The sequence below is a fragment of the Archangium sp. genome, assembly GCF_036389735.1.
Taxonomy (GTDB): Bacteria; Myxococcota; Myxococcia; order Myxococcales; family Myxococcaceae; genus Archangium.
Genome location: NZ_DASVWK010001112.1, coordinates 1 through 20036 on the forward strand (window position 1 = coordinate 1; position 20036 = coordinate 20036).

20 protein-coding genes and 1 pseudogene are annotated in these 20036 nt (G+C 68.5%); 13 read left to right on the plus strand and 8 right to left on the minus strand.

The window, feature by feature from the left end; translation table 11 throughout:
• Positions 1-24: 24 nt before the first annotated feature.
• From VF794_RS39915 to VF794_RS39935, 5 genes are read left to right on the plus strand one after another with little or no spacing between them, the layout of a single operon-like run.
• Positions 25-831 carry a thioesterase domain-containing protein gene (locus VF794_RS39915; protein WP_331119038.1) on the plus strand — a complete coding sequence of 269 codons (807 nt, stop codon included), beginning with the start codon at positions 25-27 and terminating at the stop codon, positions 829-831.
• Positions 828-2213: an MFS transporter gene (locus VF794_RS39920; protein WP_331118998.1), complete on the plus strand. Its 1386-nt coding sequence runs from the start codon at positions 828-830 to the stop codon at positions 2211-2213. The genes VF794_RS39915 and VF794_RS39920 overlap by 4 nt, the downstream gene beginning before the upstream one ends.
• The gene (locus VF794_RS39925) at positions 2210-3040 is read left to right on the plus strand and encodes a cupin-like domain-containing protein (protein WP_331119000.1); all 831 of its coding nucleotides are present in this window, start codon (positions 2210-2212) and stop codon (positions 3038-3040) included. The genes VF794_RS39920 and VF794_RS39925 overlap by 4 nt, the downstream gene beginning before the upstream one ends.
• 19 nt (positions 3041-3059) lie before the next feature.
• Positions 3060-3818, plus strand: a complete 759-nt coding sequence (locus VF794_RS39930; RefSeq protein WP_331119002.1) for an aspartyl/asparaginyl beta-hydroxylase domain-containing protein — start codon at positions 3060-3062, stop codon at positions 3816-3818.
• Complete coding sequence (locus VF794_RS39935) at positions 3805-5076, plus strand: DUF418 domain-containing protein (RefSeq protein WP_331119004.1); 1272 nt, start codon at positions 3805-3807, stop codon at positions 5074-5076. The genes VF794_RS39930 and VF794_RS39935 overlap by 14 nt, the downstream gene beginning before the upstream one ends.
• Here VF794_RS39935 and VF794_RS39940 read toward each other — a convergent pair.
• The gene (locus VF794_RS39940) at positions 5051-5929 is read right to left on the minus strand and encodes a hypothetical protein (protein WP_331119006.1); all 879 of its coding nucleotides are present in this window, start codon (positions 5927-5929) and stop codon (positions 5051-5053) included. The genes VF794_RS39935 and VF794_RS39940 overlap by 26 nt on opposite strands.
• A 124-nt stretch (positions 5930-6053) precedes the next feature.
• On the minus strand, positions 6054-6344 hold the full coding sequence (locus VF794_RS39945) for a hypothetical protein (protein ID WP_331119008.1): 291 nt from the start codon (positions 6342-6344) through the stop codon (positions 6054-6056).
• Between VF794_RS39945 and VF794_RS39950 the strand changes: the two genes are divergently transcribed.
• From VF794_RS39950 to VF794_RS39975, 6 genes are all read left to right on the plus strand, one after another.
• Positions 6343-6669, plus strand: coding sequence for a hypothetical protein (locus tag VF794_RS39950; RefSeq protein WP_331119010.1), 327 nt, complete (start codon positions 6343-6345; stop codon positions 6667-6669). The genes VF794_RS39945 and VF794_RS39950 overlap by 2 nt on opposite strands.
• Positions 6666-8303 carry an apolipoprotein N-acyltransferase gene (gene lnt / locus VF794_RS39955; RefSeq protein ID WP_331119012.1) on the plus strand — a complete coding sequence of 546 codons (1638 nt, stop codon included), beginning with the start codon at positions 6666-6668 and terminating at the stop codon, positions 8301-8303. Before VF794_RS39950 ends, lnt begins: the two co-directional genes overlap by 4 nt.
• A gap of 85 nt (positions 8304-8388) precedes the next feature.
• Positions 8389-9150 carry a hypothetical protein gene (locus VF794_RS39960; RefSeq protein WP_331119014.1) on the plus strand — a complete coding sequence of 254 codons (762 nt, stop codon included), beginning with the start codon at positions 8389-8391 and terminating at the stop codon, positions 9148-9150.
• Positions 9151-9167: 17 nt separating this feature from the next.
• Positions 9168-9752: a hypothetical protein gene (locus tag VF794_RS39965; RefSeq protein WP_331119016.1), complete on the plus strand. Its 585-nt coding sequence runs from the start codon at positions 9168-9170 to the stop codon at positions 9750-9752.
• Positions 9683-10132, plus strand: coding sequence for a hypothetical protein (locus VF794_RS39970; RefSeq protein WP_331119018.1), 450 nt, complete (start codon positions 9683-9685; stop codon positions 10130-10132). Before VF794_RS39965 ends, VF794_RS39970 begins: the two co-directional genes overlap by 70 nt.
• A gap of 19 nt (positions 10133-10151) precedes the next feature.
• Positions 10152-10733 carry a Uma2 family endonuclease gene (locus tag VF794_RS39975; RefSeq protein WP_331119020.1) on the plus strand — a complete coding sequence of 194 codons (582 nt, stop codon included), beginning with the start codon at positions 10152-10154 and terminating at the stop codon, positions 10731-10733.
• A gap of 31 nt (positions 10734-10764) precedes the next feature.
• On the opposite strand, the gene VF794_RS39980 is transcribed toward VF794_RS39975, so the two are convergent.
• From VF794_RS39980 to VF794_RS39990, 3 genes are read right to left on the minus strand one after another with little or no spacing between them, the layout of a single operon-like run.
• A complete protein-coding gene (locus tag VF794_RS39980; RefSeq protein WP_331119022.1) occupies positions 10765-12024 on the minus strand; it encodes a dipeptidase in 1260 nt (419 codons plus the stop codon).
• Positions 12025-12073: 49 nt separating this feature from the next.
• Complete coding sequence (gene mak, locus VF794_RS39985) at positions 12074-12979, minus strand: fructokinase (protein ID WP_331119024.1); 906 nt, start codon at positions 12977-12979, stop codon at positions 12074-12076.
• A gap of 11 nt (positions 12980-12990) precedes the next feature.
• Entirely contained in the window at positions 12991-14952 is a 1962-nt protein-coding gene (locus VF794_RS39990) for an ABC-F family ATP-binding cassette domain-containing protein (protein WP_331119026.1), read from the minus strand.
• A 209-nt stretch (positions 14953-15161) separates the two neighbouring features.
• Here VF794_RS39990 and VF794_RS39995 point away from each other — a divergent pair, with 209 nt between their 5' ends.
• The gene (locus tag VF794_RS39995; RefSeq protein WP_331119028.1) at positions 15162-16868 is read left to right on the plus strand and encodes a serine/threonine protein kinase; all 1707 of its coding nucleotides are present in this window, start codon (positions 15162-15164) and stop codon (positions 16866-16868) included.
• A gap of 111 nt (positions 16869-16979) precedes the next feature.
• Positions 16980-17804: a DUF2911 domain-containing protein gene (locus VF794_RS40000; RefSeq protein ID WP_331119030.1), complete on the plus strand. Its 825-nt coding sequence runs from the start codon at positions 16980-16982 to the stop codon at positions 17802-17804.
• On the opposite strand, the gene bshA is transcribed toward VF794_RS40000, so the two are convergent.
• The 3 genes and pseudogenes from bshA to VF794_RS40015 all read right to left on the minus strand — a co-directional run.
• Positions 17755-18945 carry an N-acetyl-alpha-D-glucosaminyl L-malate synthase BshA gene (gene bshA, locus VF794_RS40005; RefSeq protein ID WP_331119032.1) on the minus strand — a complete coding sequence of 397 codons (1191 nt, stop codon included), beginning with the start codon at positions 18943-18945 and terminating at the stop codon, positions 17755-17757. The two genes, VF794_RS40000 and bshA, sit on opposite strands and share 50 nt — an antisense overlap.
• Complete coding sequence (gene bshB1 / locus VF794_RS40010; RefSeq protein ID WP_331119035.1) at positions 18942-19748, minus strand: bacillithiol biosynthesis deacetylase BshB1; 807 nt, start codon at positions 19746-19748, stop codon at positions 18942-18944. The genes bshA and bshB1 overlap by 4 nt, the downstream gene beginning before the upstream one ends.
• Positions 19745-20036, minus strand: a pseudogene (locus VF794_RS40015) (bacillithiol biosynthesis protein BshC); the annotation flags it as partial. The gene bshB1 and the pseudogene VF794_RS40015, both read right to left, overlap by 4 nt.

Genomic DNA, 20036 nt, shown 5'->3' on the forward strand with positions numbered 1-20036 from the left:
GGCGACGGGCCGCCGTTCTTCTGTATTCCAGGCTCGGGAGGAAATGTCCTGTACCTCCGGGAGCTGGCCCGGCGCCTGGGCGCTGCCCAGCCCTTCTACGGCCTGCAGGCCCGCGGGTTGGATGGCCAGACGCCGCCACTCACCCGGGTCGAGGAGATGGCCTCCCATTACGTGAAGGCCATTCTGTCGGTGCAGCCAGAAGGGCCGTACTTCCTGGGCGGTCACTCCTTTGGCAGCAGTGTGGCCTTCGAGGTGGCCTACCAGCTTGAGCAACGGGGCCAGCCCGTCGCCCTCCTCGCCGCGTTCGACAATCCGGCCCCCTTCTCCAGCGACGACGTGCTGCCGTGTGCCAGCTGGAGCGAGGCCCAGTGGACCGACAGCATCGCGAGGCTGGTGGAGCGGATGTTCGTGGTCGACCTGGCCCTGCCGTATTCGCACTTGGCGAACCGGAGCGCGGAGGAACAACTGGAGCTGCTCCTGCGGCGGCTTCAGGCCGTTGGCATCCTCCCACCCGAGGCCGAGGTGGCCCAGGTGCGGGGGTTCGTCCAGGTCTTCAAGGCCAACACCTTGGCCCGGTACACGCCACATGGGAAGCTCTCCGCGCCTGTCTCGCTGTTCCGTGCCGAGGTGTTCCGTCGCGAGGACGTGGACGGGAGGATGACGAAGGAGCTGAGCGCGGACCCGGCATGGGGGTGGAGGCACCAGACGCGGGGGCCCGTCACCGTCTACCGGGTGCCGGGTGATCACCTCACGATGCTGGCGGCGCCACAGGTGGACGGCCTGGCGCACCTCCTCCGCTCGTCCCTCGCCACCGTTCGGAGAGGCCCATGAAGCTCTTCAGCACCTGCTTGAGAGGGTGTCGGCTCAGCCTGTTCTGGTTGGGTCAGATGGCCTCCCTGGTGGGATCTGGCATGACCACCTTCGCGCTGAGCATCTGGTCCTACCAACAGACCGGCTCGGTCACCCGGTTCGGGTGGGTCCTGCTGGCCGGTACCCTTCCCGGAGCCCTCCTCGCTCCGTTCACCGGAGCGCTCGTCGACCGCCACAATCGGCGGCACAACATGAGGCTCTGTGACCTGGGGGCCGGGCTTTGCACACTGCTGCTGCTGCTGCTGTTGGGCACGCGAGCGCTGAGCCTGTGGCAGCTCTATGCCTTCAATGCCGTGCTCTCGGCGATCAGCGCGTTCCACTGGCCCGCGTACAGCGCGGCGGTCCCGCTGCTGGTGTCCAAGAAGCGGCTGGGAAACATCAACGGCATCGTGCAGGTGAGCAAGGGGATGGCCCAGCTCAGCGCCCCAGCGCTCGGAGGGGTCTTGCTGTCGCTCATCGGCCTGCGGGGAATCCTCCTCGTGGACTTCCTGACGTTCCTCATCGCGTTCTCCGGGCTGCTGCTGATCCGGATCCCGAATGTCAGGACCGAGGTCCGCGAGGGGATCTCGCAGTACGGACGGGGCCTGTTGCGCGACATCCGCGAGGGGTGGCGCTACCTGGCCAGGCACTCGGGGCTGGCCTGGTTGATGGTGCTCGCCGCCAGCAGCAACCTGCTGCTGGGGCTGATGGAGGTCGTGGTCATCCCGCTAGGCCTGACGCTGACGTCCCCCGCCGTCATGGGGACCCTCATGACCATTGGGGGCGTGGGCATGCTGCTGGGCAGCGCCACGCTGTCCTTTTGGGGGTGTCCCCGGCGGCACATCCTGGGCGTCCTGACCTTTGACCTCATCACCGGCCTGTGCGTGCCGTTGTTTGGCCTGATGCGCATCGAGCTGCTCGGGGTCGTCATCTTCATCTTCTTCTTTTCACTCCCCCACATGAACGGGTGTGCCCAGGCCATCTTCCAGCGCGAGGTCGAGCACGAGATGCAGGGCAGGGTGTCCGCCATGGGAATGACCGCCGTCATGGGCGCCCTGCCCCTGGCCTATGTAATGGCCGGGCCCCTGGTCGAGTACGTGTGCGATCCCTTGGTGCGCGGCGAGAGCGGCTTGGCCCATGCAGCCAGGGCCTTCGTCGGCACGGGGCCGGAGCCGGGCTCGAGGCTCCTGCTCATCGTGGTGGGGGTGTTGTCCATCACCAAGACGCTACTGCTGGCGATGCGGCCTTCCCTACGCCATGTCGAGAAGTCGCTGCCCGAGCCACATGAAGAGGCAGGGGGCTCCGCCCCAGGCGCCCCGAGCCCGATCCACCCAAAAACCACAGAAAGGGAGGGCACGTCATGAAAATCATGGGGGAAGTTCCACGCATTCACCGGCCTGATCTGGAGGAATTCACGCAGCGCTGGCTGGTGGAGGGCCAGCCTGTGGTCATCACCGGCGGCATGGAGGGGTGGGAAGCGCCCACGAAATGGACGCCTCAGTACTTGAGCGAGCACTGCGGTGACAACGAGGTGCCCGTGCGCAAGCTGTCCCCGGATGGAGAGACCCTCGTCAAGCGGATGCCTTTACGCGAGTACCTCGCGCAGCTCGTCGACAGCCCCGAGGCCAGCCGCCACGGGAGCATTGGTGAAGTACCGTTGCGCCAGGTGCTCTGGCAGGTGGAACGGGATCTGGGCCCCACCCCATACCGCCGCTCGGCCGTGGGCGATCTGGCGGTCATGATCGGTCGGAAGACCTACGCGCCGCTCCACTTCCATGGCTCCACGGACGCCCTCTCCTCGCTGGTCGTTGGAACGAAGCGCTTCGTGCTCTTTGATCCGGCCCAGCCGGCCTCGCTCTACCCGCGGGCCTGGTATGACCCTGGCTTCTACAACTTCAGCTTCCTGGATCTGGATACCGACAAGCAGGTGGATCCCACGAGGTTCCCTGACTTCGAGCGGCTCGTCGGCCTGGAATGCACGCTGCACGCTGGCGAAGCCCTCTTCATCCCCGTGCACTGGTGGCACACCGTGTATGGGAACGATGACTTCAACATCCTGCTGGTGGACTTCTTCGATGCACCCCTCAACCGGTGGAAGTTCCCCTTCCCTGGCGTGCGCAGCCTCGTGCAGCGGACCGTGGAGCGCGCGACTCCGAGACGTCTGGTCGATTGGTACACGACCCATGCATGACCCCCGAAGGGAGTGAGTGATGCTGACAGAAGACATGTTTCTGCCCATCAAGCAGAAGTACGGCCCTGGCGCCACGGCCCGTATCGAGGAGATGCTCGATCCCGGGCCCGGCACTCGACAGGAGCGTCTCCAGCGAGGAGCCCGCTACGTCATTCCCGGCGTCTCTTCCTCGCCCTGGAGGGATCTCGACGAATTCCCCAGGATTCGAGCCCTGGCGACAAGGCTCGAGTCCCTGCACGAGGCAATCCGCGCGGAGATCCACGCGGTGGTGGACGCGGGCGATGCCATCCAGCCCTACTCGCATTACGATCTAGGGGAATTCAAACGGGAGCAATGGTCATCGCTCTACCTGTTCCAGAATGGAGCGCCCGTTGAAGAGACCTGTCGCCTGTGTCCGACCACCGCCGCCTTCATGCGGTCGGAACTGGGCGAGGTGCTCTGCCCTCTGCAAGAGATGCACTTCTCCATCGTGGGACCTGGCGCGCACATCAAGCCCCACTCCGACATGGGCAACTTCACGTTGAACCTTCACTTCGCGATCGACATCCCGGAGCAGTGCGGCATACGGGTCGGTACGGAGACTCGCACCTGGACAGAAGGGAAATGCCTCCTGTTCGATGACAGCTTCGAGCACGAAGTCTGGAACCGCGGCAATGGCAGGCGAATCTGCTTGTTGATGGATGTCTGGAACCCCGCCTTGAGCCTGGCCGAACGCGAAGCCCTCGTTGCGCTCGTCATGGCCTTGAAGAGGGAGTTTGGCGAAGATGAACCCGCATGATGCCAGACGCATCCTGACCCTCGACATCCTGCGAGGCGCGGCCCTGATGGGCATTTTCATCGTCCACGGCACGGGGTTGTTCTGTGGCTGGACGATGTTCTCGCCTGAACAGCGGGCGGCCCTGCCTTTCCCGATGGCGAACGGGCTCACGCATGAAGCCGTGACGTTCCTGTTCACGGACAAGTCGCGCATCATGTTCGCCTTCATGTTCGGTGTTTCCTTCTTCCTCCAGTTGAAGAGCGCCGAGCGCCGGGGCCATTCCTTCCACCGGAGTTTCCTGCGTCGACTGGCCGTGCTGCTCGTCTTCGGGCTCGTCCACGCCCATCTCTTGTTTGGTGGGGACATCCTTCGCTACTACGTGCTGGGCGGGCTCCTCCTGCTACTCACCTACCGCTGGTCTTCACGCGGGTTGCTGATCATCGGCGGAGTGCTCGTGCTCCTGGTCCCGTGCGCGGCGGATGTGGCCACGGAGTTACTTGGGGCCACGGCCTCCATGCCGGACTGGCAGCGGGTCGCTGAAGCGTACCGGTCGCCTTCCCTGACGGGGTTCATTCGAATGGAGCACTCGCTGGCCATGTGGCGCTATGAGTGGCCCCTGCTGATGTCCTTCGCCGCTCCGGTCGCGGGAACCTTCCTCTTCGGCGTGTGGATGGCGCGGCACCAGTACCTCCAACAAGCGGAACAGCACCGGTCACGCTTGAAAACCCTGGCTTGGTGGGGACTGGGAGTGGGTGCACTGGGGCAGGCCCTTCAGTTGGCGGCGGGCCTTTTCCAGGAAGCCGGGGGCCTCCACGTGCCACCAGTCCTCTTCATGGCGTGCATACCGCTCGTCTACCTTGGACATCAGGCCCTCACCCTCTTCTACATCTGCGGCATGGCCCTGCTGTGCGTGCACCCGACTTGGCGCCGCTGGCTGGCCCTCCTGGCTCCGGCGGGCCGGATGACGCTGACGAACTACATCCTGCAGTCCGTCCTGGGAGCGCTGGTCTTCTACGGCTTCGGGCTGGGCTTGTTTGGCAGGGTGGGGCCGTCCGTGGCGCTGCTGATCACGCTCGGGCTGTGTGCGCTTCAACTGCTCTACAGCGCATGGTGGCTGCGGCACTTCCAGATGGGCCCGCTGGAGTGGCTCTGGCGCTGGATGGTGCAGGGAAGCAGGCCGAACTTCCGGGTGGACTCCCAGCCTGAACACCGCCCCCCGGGAGTAACGCGACGCCGAGGTCTGGTTCGACGCCTCACCCGAGGTACTGCCACGCCATGATCGCGGGAAAGCCCACGTAGTAGAGCACCGTGCAGGAGATCTCCACGAACCGCCGCACGGCCCGCGCGTGCGACGGGGAGATCCATGCCCCCACGAAGGCCACCAGCTCGGCCACGGCGCGCAGCAGGAAGGCGCACAGCACGAGTACCGCGGTGGAGAAGAGCCAATACGTGGAGAAGGTGCGCAGATACGGCCCGAGCCCGTACCACTGGTACTGCCCGTACGGCCCCCCGTAGGTGATCATCTGGTGCGTGTAGAACATGGCGCCCCCGGGCAGCAGCGGGAACAACACGAACTTGAGCACCCAGAGGTACCAGCGCCTCCGGACGAGCGCGCGGGCGTGCGCGAAGGCGGTGTTCGGGTGCCGCGCCGCCGCCGAGGCCCGCGAGTCCTCCCGACCGAGCGCCTCCAGCACCGGCAGTGGATCCGCCATTCGCAGGCCGTACCGGAAGGCACGCCCCGACTGCATCCGCGGTGACAGGCCCATCCCCGGCGGGAACAGCCACCAGACCCTGACGGACTCCACCGAGGCGAGGGGAATCTCGAACCGATCGCCCCGGCGCTCCAGCACGAGCCGCTCCGGCTCAACGAAGAGCATGGCGGAGGTGAGCCAGTCGAGCAGCCGGAGCAGGCCGAACAGGCCCACCGAGAGCAGGAAGAGCCACCCCGCCCGTGCGGGGGGCCTGGGGTCCATCGCTCCGGTGAAGGTGAAGAAGAAGATGAGTGCCGAGGCGTAGAGGGTGCTGACCACGAGCACCACCTGGAGCACGAAGCGGAGGATCCTCAACACCAGCGGGTAGGCGTGGACGTGGAAGCGCGGAGCGACGGAGGCATCGACGGGCGTGGAGATCATGGGGCGGCAACCGGATGTCGCCCCCCGGCTCCTCGACGGATTGCCCGGGCGACAAGGGCCCCGTAGCATACGAGTCCAGGAGAACAGGGGCGAGAATGGCGTCGCAGCCTCCCACCGATGAGCGTCACGTCGACCGTGACGGCGTCACCCGAATCCAGAAGAAGCGCACCGGCCAGGGCACCTGGCTCGTGTGGCTGGCGCTCGGCGTCACCGCCTTGTGCCTCGTGTTGAGCGCGTGGCTCGTGTCGTCGCCAGGCCCGGTTCCCGACACCTCGGAGCCCGCGAGCGTCGCGGCCCCCTCCCCCACCCGGTCCGCTCCGCAAGAGCCCCCGGCCACCCGGCCCGTGGTGCGGCCCACGTCTGTCCAGAGCCCTCGACCTGACGCCTCCGTGCCCGCGCCCCAGGAGCCCGCCATGGCGCAAGACGCCCCGCCGTCCGGCCCCGCAGAGGGAATCAACCTGTACCGTCCGGGCACCGAGAAGCTCAAACAGGGCATCATCGTGCCCGAGGACTTCGAGTTGCCTCCCGGCTACGTGCGCCACTACCAGTCCACGGACAAAGGGGAGGGCGTGAAGCCCATCCTGATGTTCCACCCGGACTACAAGCCGGTGGACTCGAGCGGAAAGCCCGTCGAGCTGCCCGAGAGCCTCGTCGTGCCGCCCGAGCTGGCGCCCGCGGGCATGCCCATCGAGATCCTGGAGCTGCCCGAAGGGCCAGAGGGAGTGGAGCCCATTCCATGACCGTGGGTGCGGCTCGCGCGAAGCGCCTGGCGACCCTGCTGCTCGGAGTCGCGGGCACCACCGCCCTCATCTGGCTGCTCGGCCTCATGGAGGCGCGCTGGGTCGCGGTGGGCTGGGTGGCGCTCGTGCCCTGGCTGATGGTGCTGGATCGGCTCGAATCCCGGCGCGAGGCCGTTCTCGCCGGCGCGCTGCTCGGCATGGGCTTCTTCGCGAGCGTCTTCGGGTGGCTCGCCGGGGGCATCCAGGGCTACTCCGGGGCGCCCCTGGCGGTGTGCTGGCTCCTCCTGCTGGTGATGGCGCCCTTCATGGAGCTGCAGTTCATCACCTTCGCGCTCGCGCGGTACGAGCTGCGCCGGGCTCCCCGGGAGGGTGCCTGGGCCTTCTGGCGCGTCACGCTCACGGGCGCGCTCGTGTACGTGGGCACCGAGTGGCTGTGCCCCAAGCTCCTCGCCGATACCCTGGGACAGGGCTTCTACCCGTCCGAGCTCCTGCGCCAGGGCGCGGACCTCGCGGGAGCACATGGGCTCACGCTCATGCTCGTCCTCGGCAATGAGTGCGTGCTCGCCGCGGGCAAGGCGCTCGTGGCGCACGGTCCCCGGATGGGGCCTCGACACGCGCTGGCGCCCCTGGCCGGGCTGGCGGTGCTCGTGCTGGGCGGGCTCGGATACGGGCAGCTCCGCTACCGGCAGGTGGCCGAGCAGTCGGCGGGGCAACCGGAGCTCGTGGTGGGCGTCGTGCAGGCCAACATCACGAAGTACGAGAAGCTCGCGGCCGAGCTGGGCACGTACGACGTGGTCCGGATGATCCTGGACACGCACTACCGGCTCTCGGACGAGCTGCTGCTGAACCGGAAGCTGGACCTGCTCGTCTGGCCCGAGACGGTGTACCCGACGACCTTCGGCACGCCCAAGAGCGAGGCCGGCGCGGAGTTCGACGCGGAGATCAACGCCTTCGTCGATCGGCACCGGGTGCCGCTCCTCTTCGGCACGTACGACCTGGAGCAGGAGCGTGAGTACAACGCCGCCATGGTGCTCGGCCCTGGAGGGGATGGGGCGCTGACGCGCTCGGCGTACCGCAAGACGATGCTCTTCCCGCTGACGGAGTGGGTGCCCGAGGCGATCGACTCTCCGTGGCTGCGCGAGCGCATGCCCTGGACAGGCTACTGGAAGCGGGGGCCCGGCCCACGGACACTGCCGATCCGGCTCCGTGACGGTCGGCCGCTCATCCTCGCGCCGCTCATCTGCTACGAGTCCATCTTCCCCGGCTACGTCGCCGAGGAGGCCCGCCTGGGTGCCGAGCTGATCATGACGCTGTCCAACGACTCGTGGTTCTCGGGCACGCCGGGGCCCAGGCAGCACCTGATCCAAGCGGCGTTTCGCAGCATCGAGACACGCTTGCCGCAGGTGCGCGTCACCAACTCGGGCATCTCGGCGCTCATCAGCTCCACGGGCGAGGTGATCACCGCCGTCCCGGACGACCAGCGCGCGAGCGTGGCCGTGACGGTTCCCCCGAACCCGCGGCTGTCCACGCTCATGGTCGCCTGGGGGGACTGGCTGCGTCCCACCGCGCTCGTGTTGAGTCTGGTGCTCCTCCTCGCACCCTCGCTCGGCCGCCGGAGCCGTCCAAAGGCTTGAAGACGACAGTCTCCCCGGCTCCCGGTGGCGACGCGGGAAAACCCGCCCCTAGGCTTCCTCCTCGAACCATGCGGGGGGAAAGCCCATGTCGCAGGATCACGGTGGTGAGGGAGGATCCGGAGAGCACTCGGAGCTCGGCCCCAGGAAGTTCTCCACGACACGCTGGAGCCTGATCTTCACCGCGAGCCAGGGCGCTACCCCCGAGGCCCACGAGGCCCTGTCCTCCCTCTGCGGGCTCTACTGGTACCCCCTCTATGCCTTCACCCGGCGCCAGGGCCACTCCCCCGAGGACGCGCAGGACCTCGTGCAAGGCTTCTTCACCCTGCTGCTGGAGAAGAACCACCTCGCCGCCGTGGATCGCCAGCGCGGCCGGTTCCGCTCCTGGCTGCTCGCCTCGCTCAAGCACTTCCTCGCCAACGAGTGGGAGCGCGAGCAGGCCCAGAAGCGCGGAGGAGGCCAGACGCGCATCTTCATCGACAGACAGACCGCCGAGGGCCTCTACAGCACCGACTTCTCGCACGACCTGACTCCCGAGAAGCTCTACGAGCGCCACTGGGCCCTGACGCTCCTGGAGCACGTCCTGGCCACACTGGCCAACGAGTGTGCCCTGCTCGGCAAGCAGGCCCTCTTCGAGAAGCTGCGCGGCACCCTCACGGGTGACGCGGAGCACGTCTCCTATACCCAGGTGGCCGAGGAGTTGGGCATGAGCCTCGGGGCGGTCAAGGTGGCGGCCCACCGGCTCCGAGGCCAGTACCGGGAACTGCTCCGGGCCAAGATCTCCCAGACCGTCGAGCACCCCGAGGAAGTCGACGACGAGATCCGGCAGCTCCTGTCCGCCCTCGAGTAGCCACGGGAGCCGAGCGCATGACGATTGCTCCCACGCCGCCACAGTGTCCCCGGTGCGGCTTGAACCTGCGCGCGGCGGGCCTGTGCCCCCGGTGCCTCCTGCTCGGAGGGCTCGACGCGGAGCCCGAGCTCCACCTCACCACCTCGGACAACCTGCCCCGCCTCGGCGACTACGAGCTGCTCGCGCCCCTCTCCCGAGGCGGCATGGGCATCGTCTACCGCGCGCGGCACCTCCGACTGGAGCGCGTGGTGGCGCTGAAGATGCTCGTGTGTGGCGGGCTGGCCAGCGAAGCCGAGCTCCACCGCTTCCGCGCCGAGGCCGAGTCCGCGGCCCGCTTGGATCATCCGAACATCGTCCCCATCTACGAGGTCGGCGAGCACGACGGCTGCCCGTACTTAAGAGTCCGGAGCGCCGCTACGGCTCGGCGGAGGAGCTGGCCGAGGAGCTGGAGCGCTACCTCCGGGGCGAGCACATCCAGGCCCGGCCCATTGGCAGGGTCGCACGAGGGTGGCGGTGGTGCCAGCGGCACCCGATGCCGGCGGGGATCCTGGGCAGCATCGCGTGGCTGCTCCTCGTCACGGCCGGGGCCTCGCTCACCGTGATGAGTGCCCAGGTGATCGACCGGAAGCGGGAGGCGCTGAGCGCGAACACCTACGCCGCCCGGACGGTGGCGGGGACAGTGCTCTTCAAGCTCGAGCAGTACAGCGACGCCGTCGAGCAGACCGTCAGGAAGCCCAGGCTGTACGAGTTGCTCCAACGCCGTGACCCGCGCGCCCTCCAGGACTTCTGCCGGGAGACGTACGAGGCCCATGAGGAACCGCGCCAGGGCCTCAAGCTCCCTGGTGGTGAGCCACCCTTCGATAGCTGGCTCCTGCTCGACACCCAGGGCGCGGCGGCGAGGCACTGCTCGGGTTGTTGCTGTGGTCCTCCTGGCGCGCGACAGCGGGCAGATGACCGAGGGCTCTCTTGCCAGGGACGGTGAGTACCCACAGACTTGATCCATGTCGTCCACCGCTCGTGCCCCCCGCTCGCCGGCTACCCTGGCTGATCTTGAGGCCCTGCCTGAAACAGTGGTGGGGGAGATCATCGACGGAACGCTCTACACGCATCCCCGCCCGCGCCCCCGGCATGTCCACTTTGGAGGCAGGCTGTCGAGAGAGCTCCAGGGTCCGTTCGAGCTGGGGAGCGGAGGACCGGGGGGCTGGTGGATTCTCATCGAGCCGGGCATTCAGGTGGAGGGCTCGGCGGAGTTCGTCCCGGACCTGGCCGGCTGGCGCCGGGAGCGGCTCCCCGAGCTTCCCGAGGATCGCCTGTCCGTCGTTCCCGACTGGGTCTGCGAGATCCTCTCGCCAAGTACGCGCGCCTATGACCAGCGCATCAAGCGGCCGTTCTACGCGCGTATCGGCGTACGCCACCTGTGGTTCGTCGACCTGGAGGCCCGCACGCTCACCGTGAGCGAGCTCCTGAACGGGCGCTGGTTGGAGCTGGGCGTCTACGGCGAAGAGGACGTCATCCGAGCGGCTCCCTTCGAGGCCACCGAGCTCAAGCTGGGTGAAATCTGGCCGCCGGCTCCGACGAGTTGATCCACCCCTGGTCGGAGCCGGGCAGGGCCGCTCATCGACCGGAGGCGTGGACCTCGACCCGCTGCCACACGCGGAAGACGTTCCCGGAGGCGATCTTCTCGATGTCCGCCTCGCTGTAGCCGCGCTCGAGCAGCACGCGGAACAGGTTCGGGTACTGGGACACGTCCTTGAGCCCGATGGGCAGCGTGGGGCCCACGCCATCGAAGTCGGAGCCGAGGCCCACGTGGTCGATGCCCACCAGCTTCACCACATGGTCGATGTGGTCGGCCACGTCCTCCACCTTCGCGAACGGAGCCAGGTGCTCGCGCATGTAGGTCTCCATGAACACGGCCACCTCGGGGCTCTCCCGGGTCAGCCCGTGCTCCTGGGCGAAGGACTGGGCCGCCTTGCGGATCTCCAGTTCGTAGGCGTTGGCGGCCTGGGTGAGGAAGCCGGAGCCGAAGTTGATCATCACCACCCCCCCCTTCGCGGCCACGGCGCGGATGAGCTCGTCACTGATGTTGCGCTCGAAGCCGGGCGTGAAGTGGCGGCACGAGGAGTGCGACGCGATGACCGGGGTCTGGCTGACCTCCACTGCCTGCCGGATGGCGTCATCCGAGAGGTGCGAGACGTCCACCATGATGCCCACGCGGTTCATCTCGGCCACCACCTGCCTGCCATAGGGGCTGAGCCCATTCCAGGTGCGCTTGCCCGTGTTGAAGGAGGCATCGCTGAGGAGGTTGTCCTTGGAGTGCGTCAGGGTGATGTAGCGCACGCCACGCTGGTGGAAGTGCGCGACGTTCTCCAGCTTGTCCTCGAGGGCGGCGCCGTTCTCGATGCCCAGCGCGAAGGAGATCTTGCCCTCCTGGGAGTTGCGCCGGGACTCCTCCACCGAGCGGGCCATGGCGAACTTCTCGGGCGCCTTGCGCGCGAGCTTCTCCACCATGTCGATCAGCGAGTCCGCCAGCGCCTTCGAGGCCCCTGGCTTCTGCTGCAGCTCGGCGGGCACGTAGATGGACATGAAGGCCACGTCCAGCCCGCCCTCCACGGCGCGCGGGTAGTCGAAGTCCCCTTGGGCGGTGCGCTGCGAGACGTCCTCGGTAGGCTCTCCATCGGGCCCCAGCTTCTCCTGGAGGCGGTAGGGCACGTCGATGTGGCCATCGGCGATGATGACGCGCTTCGCGAGCGCGCGGCCGCGCTCGGCCAGGTCCGTGGAGGGAGGGCTCGACGGGTTCTCCTGGCGATTCGAGCCATGGGTGCAGGACGCGGTGGCCAGCAGGGCGAGGCAGAGGGTCGCGGTGGTCAGTCTCATGGCCCACCGCTTACCCCACCGGCTCCGACCTGACGAGGCCCGAGGCCTCTTACTCCTCCCCGGGACGCCACAGCCAGGCGGCCCCGCGCACGCCGCTCGAATCGCCGTGCAGGGCTGGGCGCAGGGGCGTGTCGACTTCCGCCCCAAAGACCCAGCGGGGCAATCGCTCCGGCACCAGCTGGTACAGAGCAGAGACGTTGGACATGCCACCGCCCAGCACGATGACGTCGGGGTCCAGGATGTCGATGACGTGAGCGAGGCCGCGCGCCAGCCGGTCCGCATAGCGCTGGAGCGTCGCGACCGCCGGGGGCTCACCGGCCTCGGCGAGCGCGGCGATGTCCGGCCCCCGGAGACGGGTGCCGGTCAGCCGTGCGTAGTCGTTCTCGAAGCCCGTGCCGGACACCCACGTCTCGAGGCAGCCCCGCTTGCCGCAGTAGCACTCCGGGCCGGGAGTTTCTTCCGGCGTCGCCCACGGCAGCGGGTTGTGGCCCCATTCACCACCCACGCCATTACGGCCCACATGGGGGCGCCCGCCGAGCGCCACGCCGGCGCCCGTCCCCGTGCCCAGGATGGCGGCGAACACCACCGCCTGACCGGAGGCGGCCCCGTCGGTCGCCTCGGACACGGCCAGACAATTGGCGTCATTGGCCAGTCGGACGGGGCGGCCCAGCGCCCGAGCGAGATCGCGGTCCAGCGGGCGCCCGTTCAACCACACCGAGTTGGCGTTCTTCACGAGCCCGGTGCGCGAGGAGAGAGTTCCCGGAATGCCGACGCCCACGCTGCCGCGCTGGCCCGTCCGCTGCTCCAGGCGCGCGCACAGATCGGAGATGGTCTGAACGACTCCTTCGTAATCGTCACGAGGCGTGGGCACGCGGTGGCGTGCCAGCTCGCGCCCGTCGTCGGCGAGGGCGAGGGCCTCGATCTTGGTTCCGCCGAGGTCGATGCCGATGCGCAAGTGCGGCCTCCTCAGAGGGACGCGGTGGCCTCGGCCAGCTTCTCCTGTGCCGCTTCCCACTGGGCGTAGAGCTGCTCCAGCTGCTCCTTGCCCTCGCGGTGCGTGTCCATCAGTGGCTTGGCCTTCGCGAAGTCGTTGTAGAGCACCGGGTCCGCCAGCTGCGCCTCGCGCTCCTTCTGCGCCGTCTCCAGCTTGGAGATCGCCTCCTCCAGCTTCGCGATCTCCTTCTTGATGGGGCCCTCCACGGCGCTGCGCTTCTGCCGCGCCTCGGCTTCCATCCGCTTGCGCTCCTTCTCGGACAGGCCCGCCGTCGGTGCCTTCTCCGCCAGCCGCTCGCCCAGCCCCGCTGCCTCGGCCGCCAGCCGCTGCTGCTCCTGGTGGTACAGGTAGTCGTCCAGGTTGCCCGGGTGCGGCACCACCTTCCCGCCCACCACGTCCCACACGTGCGTCGACAGCCCGTTCACGAAGCTGCGGTTGTGCGACACGAACACCAGCGTCCCCCCGTACCCCTGGAGCGCCTCGATCAGCATTTCCGTCGAATCCAGGTCCAGGTGGTTCGTCGGCTCGTCCATCAGCAGCAGGTTCGAGGGCACCAGCAGCAGCTTCGCCAGCGCCACGCGCGCCCGCTCACCACCGCTCAGCACGCCCACCGGCTTGTTCACGTCGTCCCCCGAGAACAGGAACGACCCGAGCACCCCGCGGATGAAGCTCTCGGGCTTGTCCGCCGCCAGCGGGCGGACCTCCTCGATGATGGTGTTGTGCTTGTCCAGCTTGTCCGCGTGGTGCTGCGCGTAATACCCCATCACCACGTTGTGCCCGAGCTTCACCGTGCCCCCATCCGGCACGAGCTCGCCCGCGATGATCTTCAGGAGCGTCGTCTTGCCCGCGCCGTTGGCGCCCACCACCGCGATGCGCTGTCCGCGCTCCACCCGCGCCTCCAGCCCCGAGTACACCACCGCCTCCCCGTAGCGCTTCTGGATGCCCTCCAGCATCACCACGTCGCGCCCCGAGCGCTCCACCTCCGGGAAGCGGAAGCGCATGGTGGCCCGCTCCTCGAGCACCTGCACGTCCTCCATCTTCTCCAGCATCTTCGCGCGGCTCTGTGCCTGCCGCGCCTTGGTGGCCTTGGCGCCGAAGCGGTCGATGAAGGCCTGGAGCTCCGCCTTTTTCGACTCGACGCGCTCGGCCTGGGCCTTGAGCTGCTCCATCTCCTCGGCCCGCTGCCGCTTGTAGGTGTCGTAGTTGCCCACGTACGAGCGCAGTCCCTCCACCTCCAGCGAGAGGACGCGGCCGATCTGCCGGTTGAGGAAGTCGCGATCGTGGGAGATGAGCACCAGCGACTTGTTGGAGCGCTTGAGGAAGCCGTCGAACCACGCCAGCGTCGGCACGTCCAGGTGGTTGGTGGGCTCGTCCATCAGCAGCAGGTCCGGGTCCTGGAGCAGCAGGCCCGCCAGCGCCGCGCGCATCCGCCAGCCGCCCGACAGCGCCCCCGTGGGCTTGGCCAGGTCCGCCTCGCGGAAGCCCAGGCCCTTGAGGATGCGCTCGGCGTGGTGCCGGCCGTAGTGCTCCTCGAAGTGGTCCAGCTCCGTATGGAGGTCCGCCAGGGTCTGGGCCAGCTCCAGCTGCTCCTCCTCGTTGGTCGTCCCGGCGAGCGCCGCCTCGGTGTCCCGCAGGCGGGCTTCCAGCGCGTCCCGGCCCGGCACGGTGCTCATCACCGCGTCCACCACGGACCCGGCGGGCAAGCCCGCCAGCTCCTGGGGCAGGTAGCCGATGCGCGCCTTCCGCCTGTAGGTGATCGTCCCAGAGTCCGGGTGCTGCGCCCCGGCCAGGATCTTCATCAGGGAGCTCTTCCCGGTGCCGTTGGCCCCCACCAGCCCGATGCGGTCCTTGGGGCCGAGGGTGAAGCTTTCGCTGTCGAAGAGAACCTTCTTCCCGTAGGAGAGGCAGATGTCCTGGGCGATGACGAGACTCATGGCGGGCGGGGATGTAACAGTCCTGGGACCTCCCGGAAACGCCGGAGATGCCTGCCCGCTCCCCCTCCGGGGCCAGAATCCGGGGCCCCCCCCGTCAGTCCCCCTGCCCCCAGCCGCCCGGGTTGCCTATACTCGGCCTCCTGATGGCTTCCCCCTGCCCGCACTGCGGTAGCACCGAAGGTTCCGATCATCTCTGTGGCGCCGCGCAGATGGCGCTCATCGGCCAGGTGCTCGATGGCCGGTACAAGATTGAAGACGTGCTCGGCCAGGGTGGCATGGGCATGGTCTTCCGCGCGACCCAGACCTCCGTCCACCGGCCAGTGGCGGTCAAGACGCTCAACCCCTCGCTCGCGGCCGCGCCCCAGTTCTTCGAGCGCTTCCGCCGCGAGGCGGAGATCGCCAGCCGCCTGCGCCACCCCAACGTCATCACCATCTATGACTTCGGGCGTGCCCAGGACGGCACCTGCTACTACGTCATGGAGCTGCTGGAGGGCGAGAGCCTGCGCGAGCTGGTCAAGCGCGACGGCCCCATGACCCTGCGCCGCGCCCTGGACGTCACCGAGCAGGCCTGCCGCGGCCTCGCCCACGCCCACGAGCAGGGCGCCGTCCACCGCGACATCAAGCCCCACAACATCATGGTGCAGCAGCTCGACGGGCGGGACTTCGTCAAGGTGCTGGACTTCGGCCTCGTCAAGGCGCTCGAGCAGGACGAGGAGGAGCAGCTCACCTCCACCGGACAGGTGCTCGGCACCCCGCAGTACATGCCGCCCGAGCAGGCCGGTGGCGAGGGCGTGGATCACCGCTCCGACCTGTATTCGATGGGCGGCGTCTTCTTCTACTGCCTCACCGGCACCTCGCCCTACGGCGCCAACACGGTGCGCAAGGCGCTCACCGCCGCCCTGACGCAGCCCCCGCCCAGCGTCAATGCCAAGCGCCAGGGCGCTCCCATCCCGCAGGCCCTGGAAGACTTCTTCCAGAAGGCCCTCGCCCGCGAGAAGGAGGATCGCTACCAGAGCGCCCAGGAGTTCCTCGACGCCATGATGGACGCCGTGGCGGACCTGTCGTCCGCGGAGCTCGACGCGCTCCCCTCCGGCTCGGCTCCCGAGGCCGGCGGTGGCAGCAAGCCCGGCCAGCGCAGTGTGTCGCGGCCGGGTCGCTCGTCGCCGAGCGCGGCGCCGCGTTCCCGTCCCTCCACCGGGGCCGCCCGGGGTGGTTCCCAGCCCTCCGCGGCTCGGGCCGGGGGTTCGCAGCCCTCCGCCGCCCGCCCCGCCCAGCCCGTGGCCCGGGGTACCCAGCCCTCCGGCGCGGGCTCCGCGCGCGCCGGCAGTGGGGCCGCGTCGGGCACTCGCCAGAAGACCCCGCGTCCCGATGCTCCCCCGCCCCGCCACAGCACCCAATCCCCTGCCGAGGACGCGCAGCGCGGCTCCCTGGGCAAGAAGATCGCCTTCGTGGCGCTGCCGTTGCTGCTCATCGGCGCGGGGGGCGCCGTCGTCGCGATGCGCCCCTCCACTCCGGCCGCGACTCCGCCTTCCGTCATCGAGGTGAAGAAGGAGCCGATCCCCGAGCAGAAGGCCGCGGCGTCCACCGTGGACAGCTCGATCCTGGTGCAGCTCCGCTCGACGCCTTCGGGCGCCACCGTCTTCGACGGCGCCACGCAGCTCGGCACCACCCCGCTGGATTGGCGGCTGACCCGCGCCGAGCATCAGCTCACCTTCCAGCTCGCCGAGCACCAGGTGGTGAAGCAGATGGTGAACCTCGACGGTGTCCTGGACGCCTCGCGGGAGGTCAACGTCACGCTGGCGCCCGTGAAGGCCGCTCCGGTCTCCGAGCCCGCCCGGACCTCGCGCCCCGCCCGGCAGCAGCCCCGGGAGAAGGAAAAGGAGAAGGAGAAGGACGACATCTCCGCCTTCGAATAGCACCGCAGAAGAACACGCCCTTGAAAGGTCGCCGGTATAGAGTCCGGCGCTCTTTCAACCTCCTAAGGAGGAAGGGACGAAATGAGGACGATGAAGAAGGTTCTCGGATGCGTGTTCTCTGTTCTCGTGGTTCTCGCCGCTCGGCCCGCCTCGGCGCAGCTCGAGCTGCCCGCGGCCAGCCCGGCGGCGAAGGTGTCGCAGACGGTCGGGTTGACCGAGGTGTCGGTCGACTACTCCAGCCCCGGCGTGAGGGGCCGTCCGGTCTGGGGCGGGCTGGTTCCCTTCGACCAGGTGTGGCGGACCGGCGCCAACGCGGCCACGAAGATCACCTTCAGCCGTGATGTGACCTTCGGGGGCAAGCCCGTCCCCGCGGGCACCTACTCCATCGTCACCATCCCCACCCAGAAGGAGTGGACGGTGGTGCTCAACAAGGAGCTCGGCCTGTTCGGCGGTGGCAAGACCTACGACGCCAAGGACGACGTCGTCCGCGTCTCCGCCACCTCCTCCGAGATTCCTCCCCGTGAGCGCCTGACGTTCCTCTTCTCCAATACGACCGAGGACCAGACCTCGCTCGACCTCGAGTGGGAGAAGCTGCGCGTCTCCGTGCCCATCAAGGCCGATACGGCGACCCATGCGCAGGCCAATATCCAGTCCGCGTTGAATGGCTCGTGGCGCTCCCTGGCCAACGCCGCGCGCTACGTGGCCGACACGTCCAAGGATTACCCCACGGCGCTGAAGTACGCGGACAACTCGCTGGCCATCCAGTCGCACTGGTACAACAACTGGATCAAGGCAGACATCCTGGCGCGCTCGGGCAAGTACGCCGACGCTCGCAAGTTCGCCCAGACGTCCTGGGACCTGGGTCAGAAGGATCCGGGCTTCTTCTTCAAGGAGCCGGTCGCCAAGGCCCTCCAGGACTGGAAGGGCAAGAAGTAAGCCGGCGGTAGAGGGCCTCGTAGCGATCGATGGCCGGCGCGAGCTGGAAACGATCCAGGACGTTCTGGCGGGCGCGACGCGAGAAGCGCCCCCAGAGCTCCGGATCGCGCACGAGCTCCAGGACGTAGCCGGCCATGCCCTCCACGTCCCCCATCGGCGCGAGGTAGCCCGTCGTGCCGTGGTCGACCTGCTCCGGGATGCCCCCGATGTTGCTCGCGACCACCGGGATGCCGCAGCTCAGCGCCTCGAGCGCGGCGAGGCCGAAGCTCTCCTGCTCGCTCGGGAGCAGGAAGACATCGGCCGCGGCGAGCAGCTCGGCGAAACTCTCCTGCTTGCCCAGGAAGGCCACCCGGTCCTCCAGGCCCAGCTCCCGGAGCCTGCGCTCGGCGGGTGAGCGCTCGGGCCCGTCACCGATCATCAGCAGCCGGCACGGGCGCTCGCGGTGGACCGCGGCGAAGACGGCCACCACGTCGCCGATGCGCTTGACCGGGCGGAAGTTGGAGACGTGGACGAGCACGGGCTCGTCCTCCGGCAGGCCGGGGAAGAGCTGGTGCAGAGCCTGCCGGTCCCGGACGGACGCATAGCGTTCCGTGTCGACGAAGTTGGGGATGACGTCGATGGGACAGCTCTCCGGGGGAATGCCAAAGCCCTCCCAGGTGGCGCGCCGGAGGAATTCCGAAGGCGTGGTCACCGCGTCGCTGCGCAGGATGGAGAAGCGCGTGATGGGCAGGTAGTTGGGATCGATGCCGACGAGTGTGGTGTCCGTCCCGTGGAGGGTCGTCACGATGCGCGGCGCCTTGTCCCCCAGCACCTCGCGCGCCATCCAGGCGGCCGTGGCGTGGGGCACCGCGTAGTGGACGTGCAGGATGTCCAGGCGCTCGTAGCTGGCGACCTCGATCATCTTCGAGGCCAGCGCCAGGGGGTACGTCCCCGAGTGGAAGAGCGCCGGGTAGTCGCTCTCCGTCACCTCGTGGAAGATGACCTTGCGCGTCATGCCGTGCAGGCGCACCGGCAGATCTCTCGCGATGAAGTGGACGCGGTGGCCGCGATCCGCCATCGCCAGACCGATCTCGGTGGCGATCATGCCGCTGCCACCAAACGTGGGAAAGCAGGTGATGGCCAGGTTGAGACGGTCGGTCATCGGGGCTCGGGGAAGAACAAGGGGCGCGCGAAACCATTCCGCCGGAAGTGCTCCACCGGGTCCGTCAGGCCCAGGGTCTCGCGCAGCACGTAGGGCTCGCCGTGGGAGACGCCGATGTGAGCGCCGTAGAAGCGGTCGCGGGCCTCCAGCGAGGTGAGCGACAGGGGCGAGCCCACCAGGGTCCGCGGACCCTCCGCCCGAGGCTCCACCTGGCTCGCGTAACAGCGGATGGCCGCCATCTTGCGCTCGTGGGCCGCCGTCACGTCGATGACGACGCTCGGCTGGGCCAGGTGGCGCATCGGATAGTAGAGGACCTGCCTCGGGGTGAAGGGCGCACTGGGGGGCTCGGTCTCGAACTTGCGCACCGAGGCGAAGAACAGCGCCCGCGTCACCAGGGCGCTGGTCGCCTCATGATCCGGGTGGCGCTCCTGCTGCCACGGCACGAGGACGAGTTCGGGGCGCAGGCGGCGGAGGACCTCGACCACGCGCGTCACGGGAGCGGCCCGCGCCCGTTCGGCCTCGGGCGCCTCGAAACCGGCCCACGGGTCGATCCATCCATCCGGCAGCCCGAGGTTCTCGCGGACCGTCAGCCCCAGCACGCGGGAGGCCGCCTCCGTCTCGGCGGCGCGCATCTCGGGAGTCCCGCGCGAACTCTTCTCTCCGCGCGTCAGGTCCACGATGCCGGTGCGATAGCCGAGGTCCGCCATGCGCGCCAGGAGCCCACCGCAGAAGAGCTCGACGTCGTCGGGGTGCGGCCCGAAGGCGAGGACTTCGAGGCCGTAGGCCGGATCGGTCGCGCTCATGGCGTGAGGTCCCTCAGGTCTCCCGAGAAGGGCACGCAGGCCTCGAGGACGAGGCGCGTGAAGGTACGGCCGCCGAAGCGGCTCGCGTAGTACGGCAGCCCATGGATGCGCTCCTGGGGCGCACCACCCGGGGCGAGGTAGGCCCGCAGGCGCTCCACGCGCTCGAGGGTGGTCTGGTCTCGCCGGGTGATGGAGCGGCCGTACCGGGCCACGAGGCGGGAGATGCCCCGGCGCACGGTCTTGTCGGTGCGGGAGATGCCCTGGGCGAAGGTCGGGTCGATGGCGGCC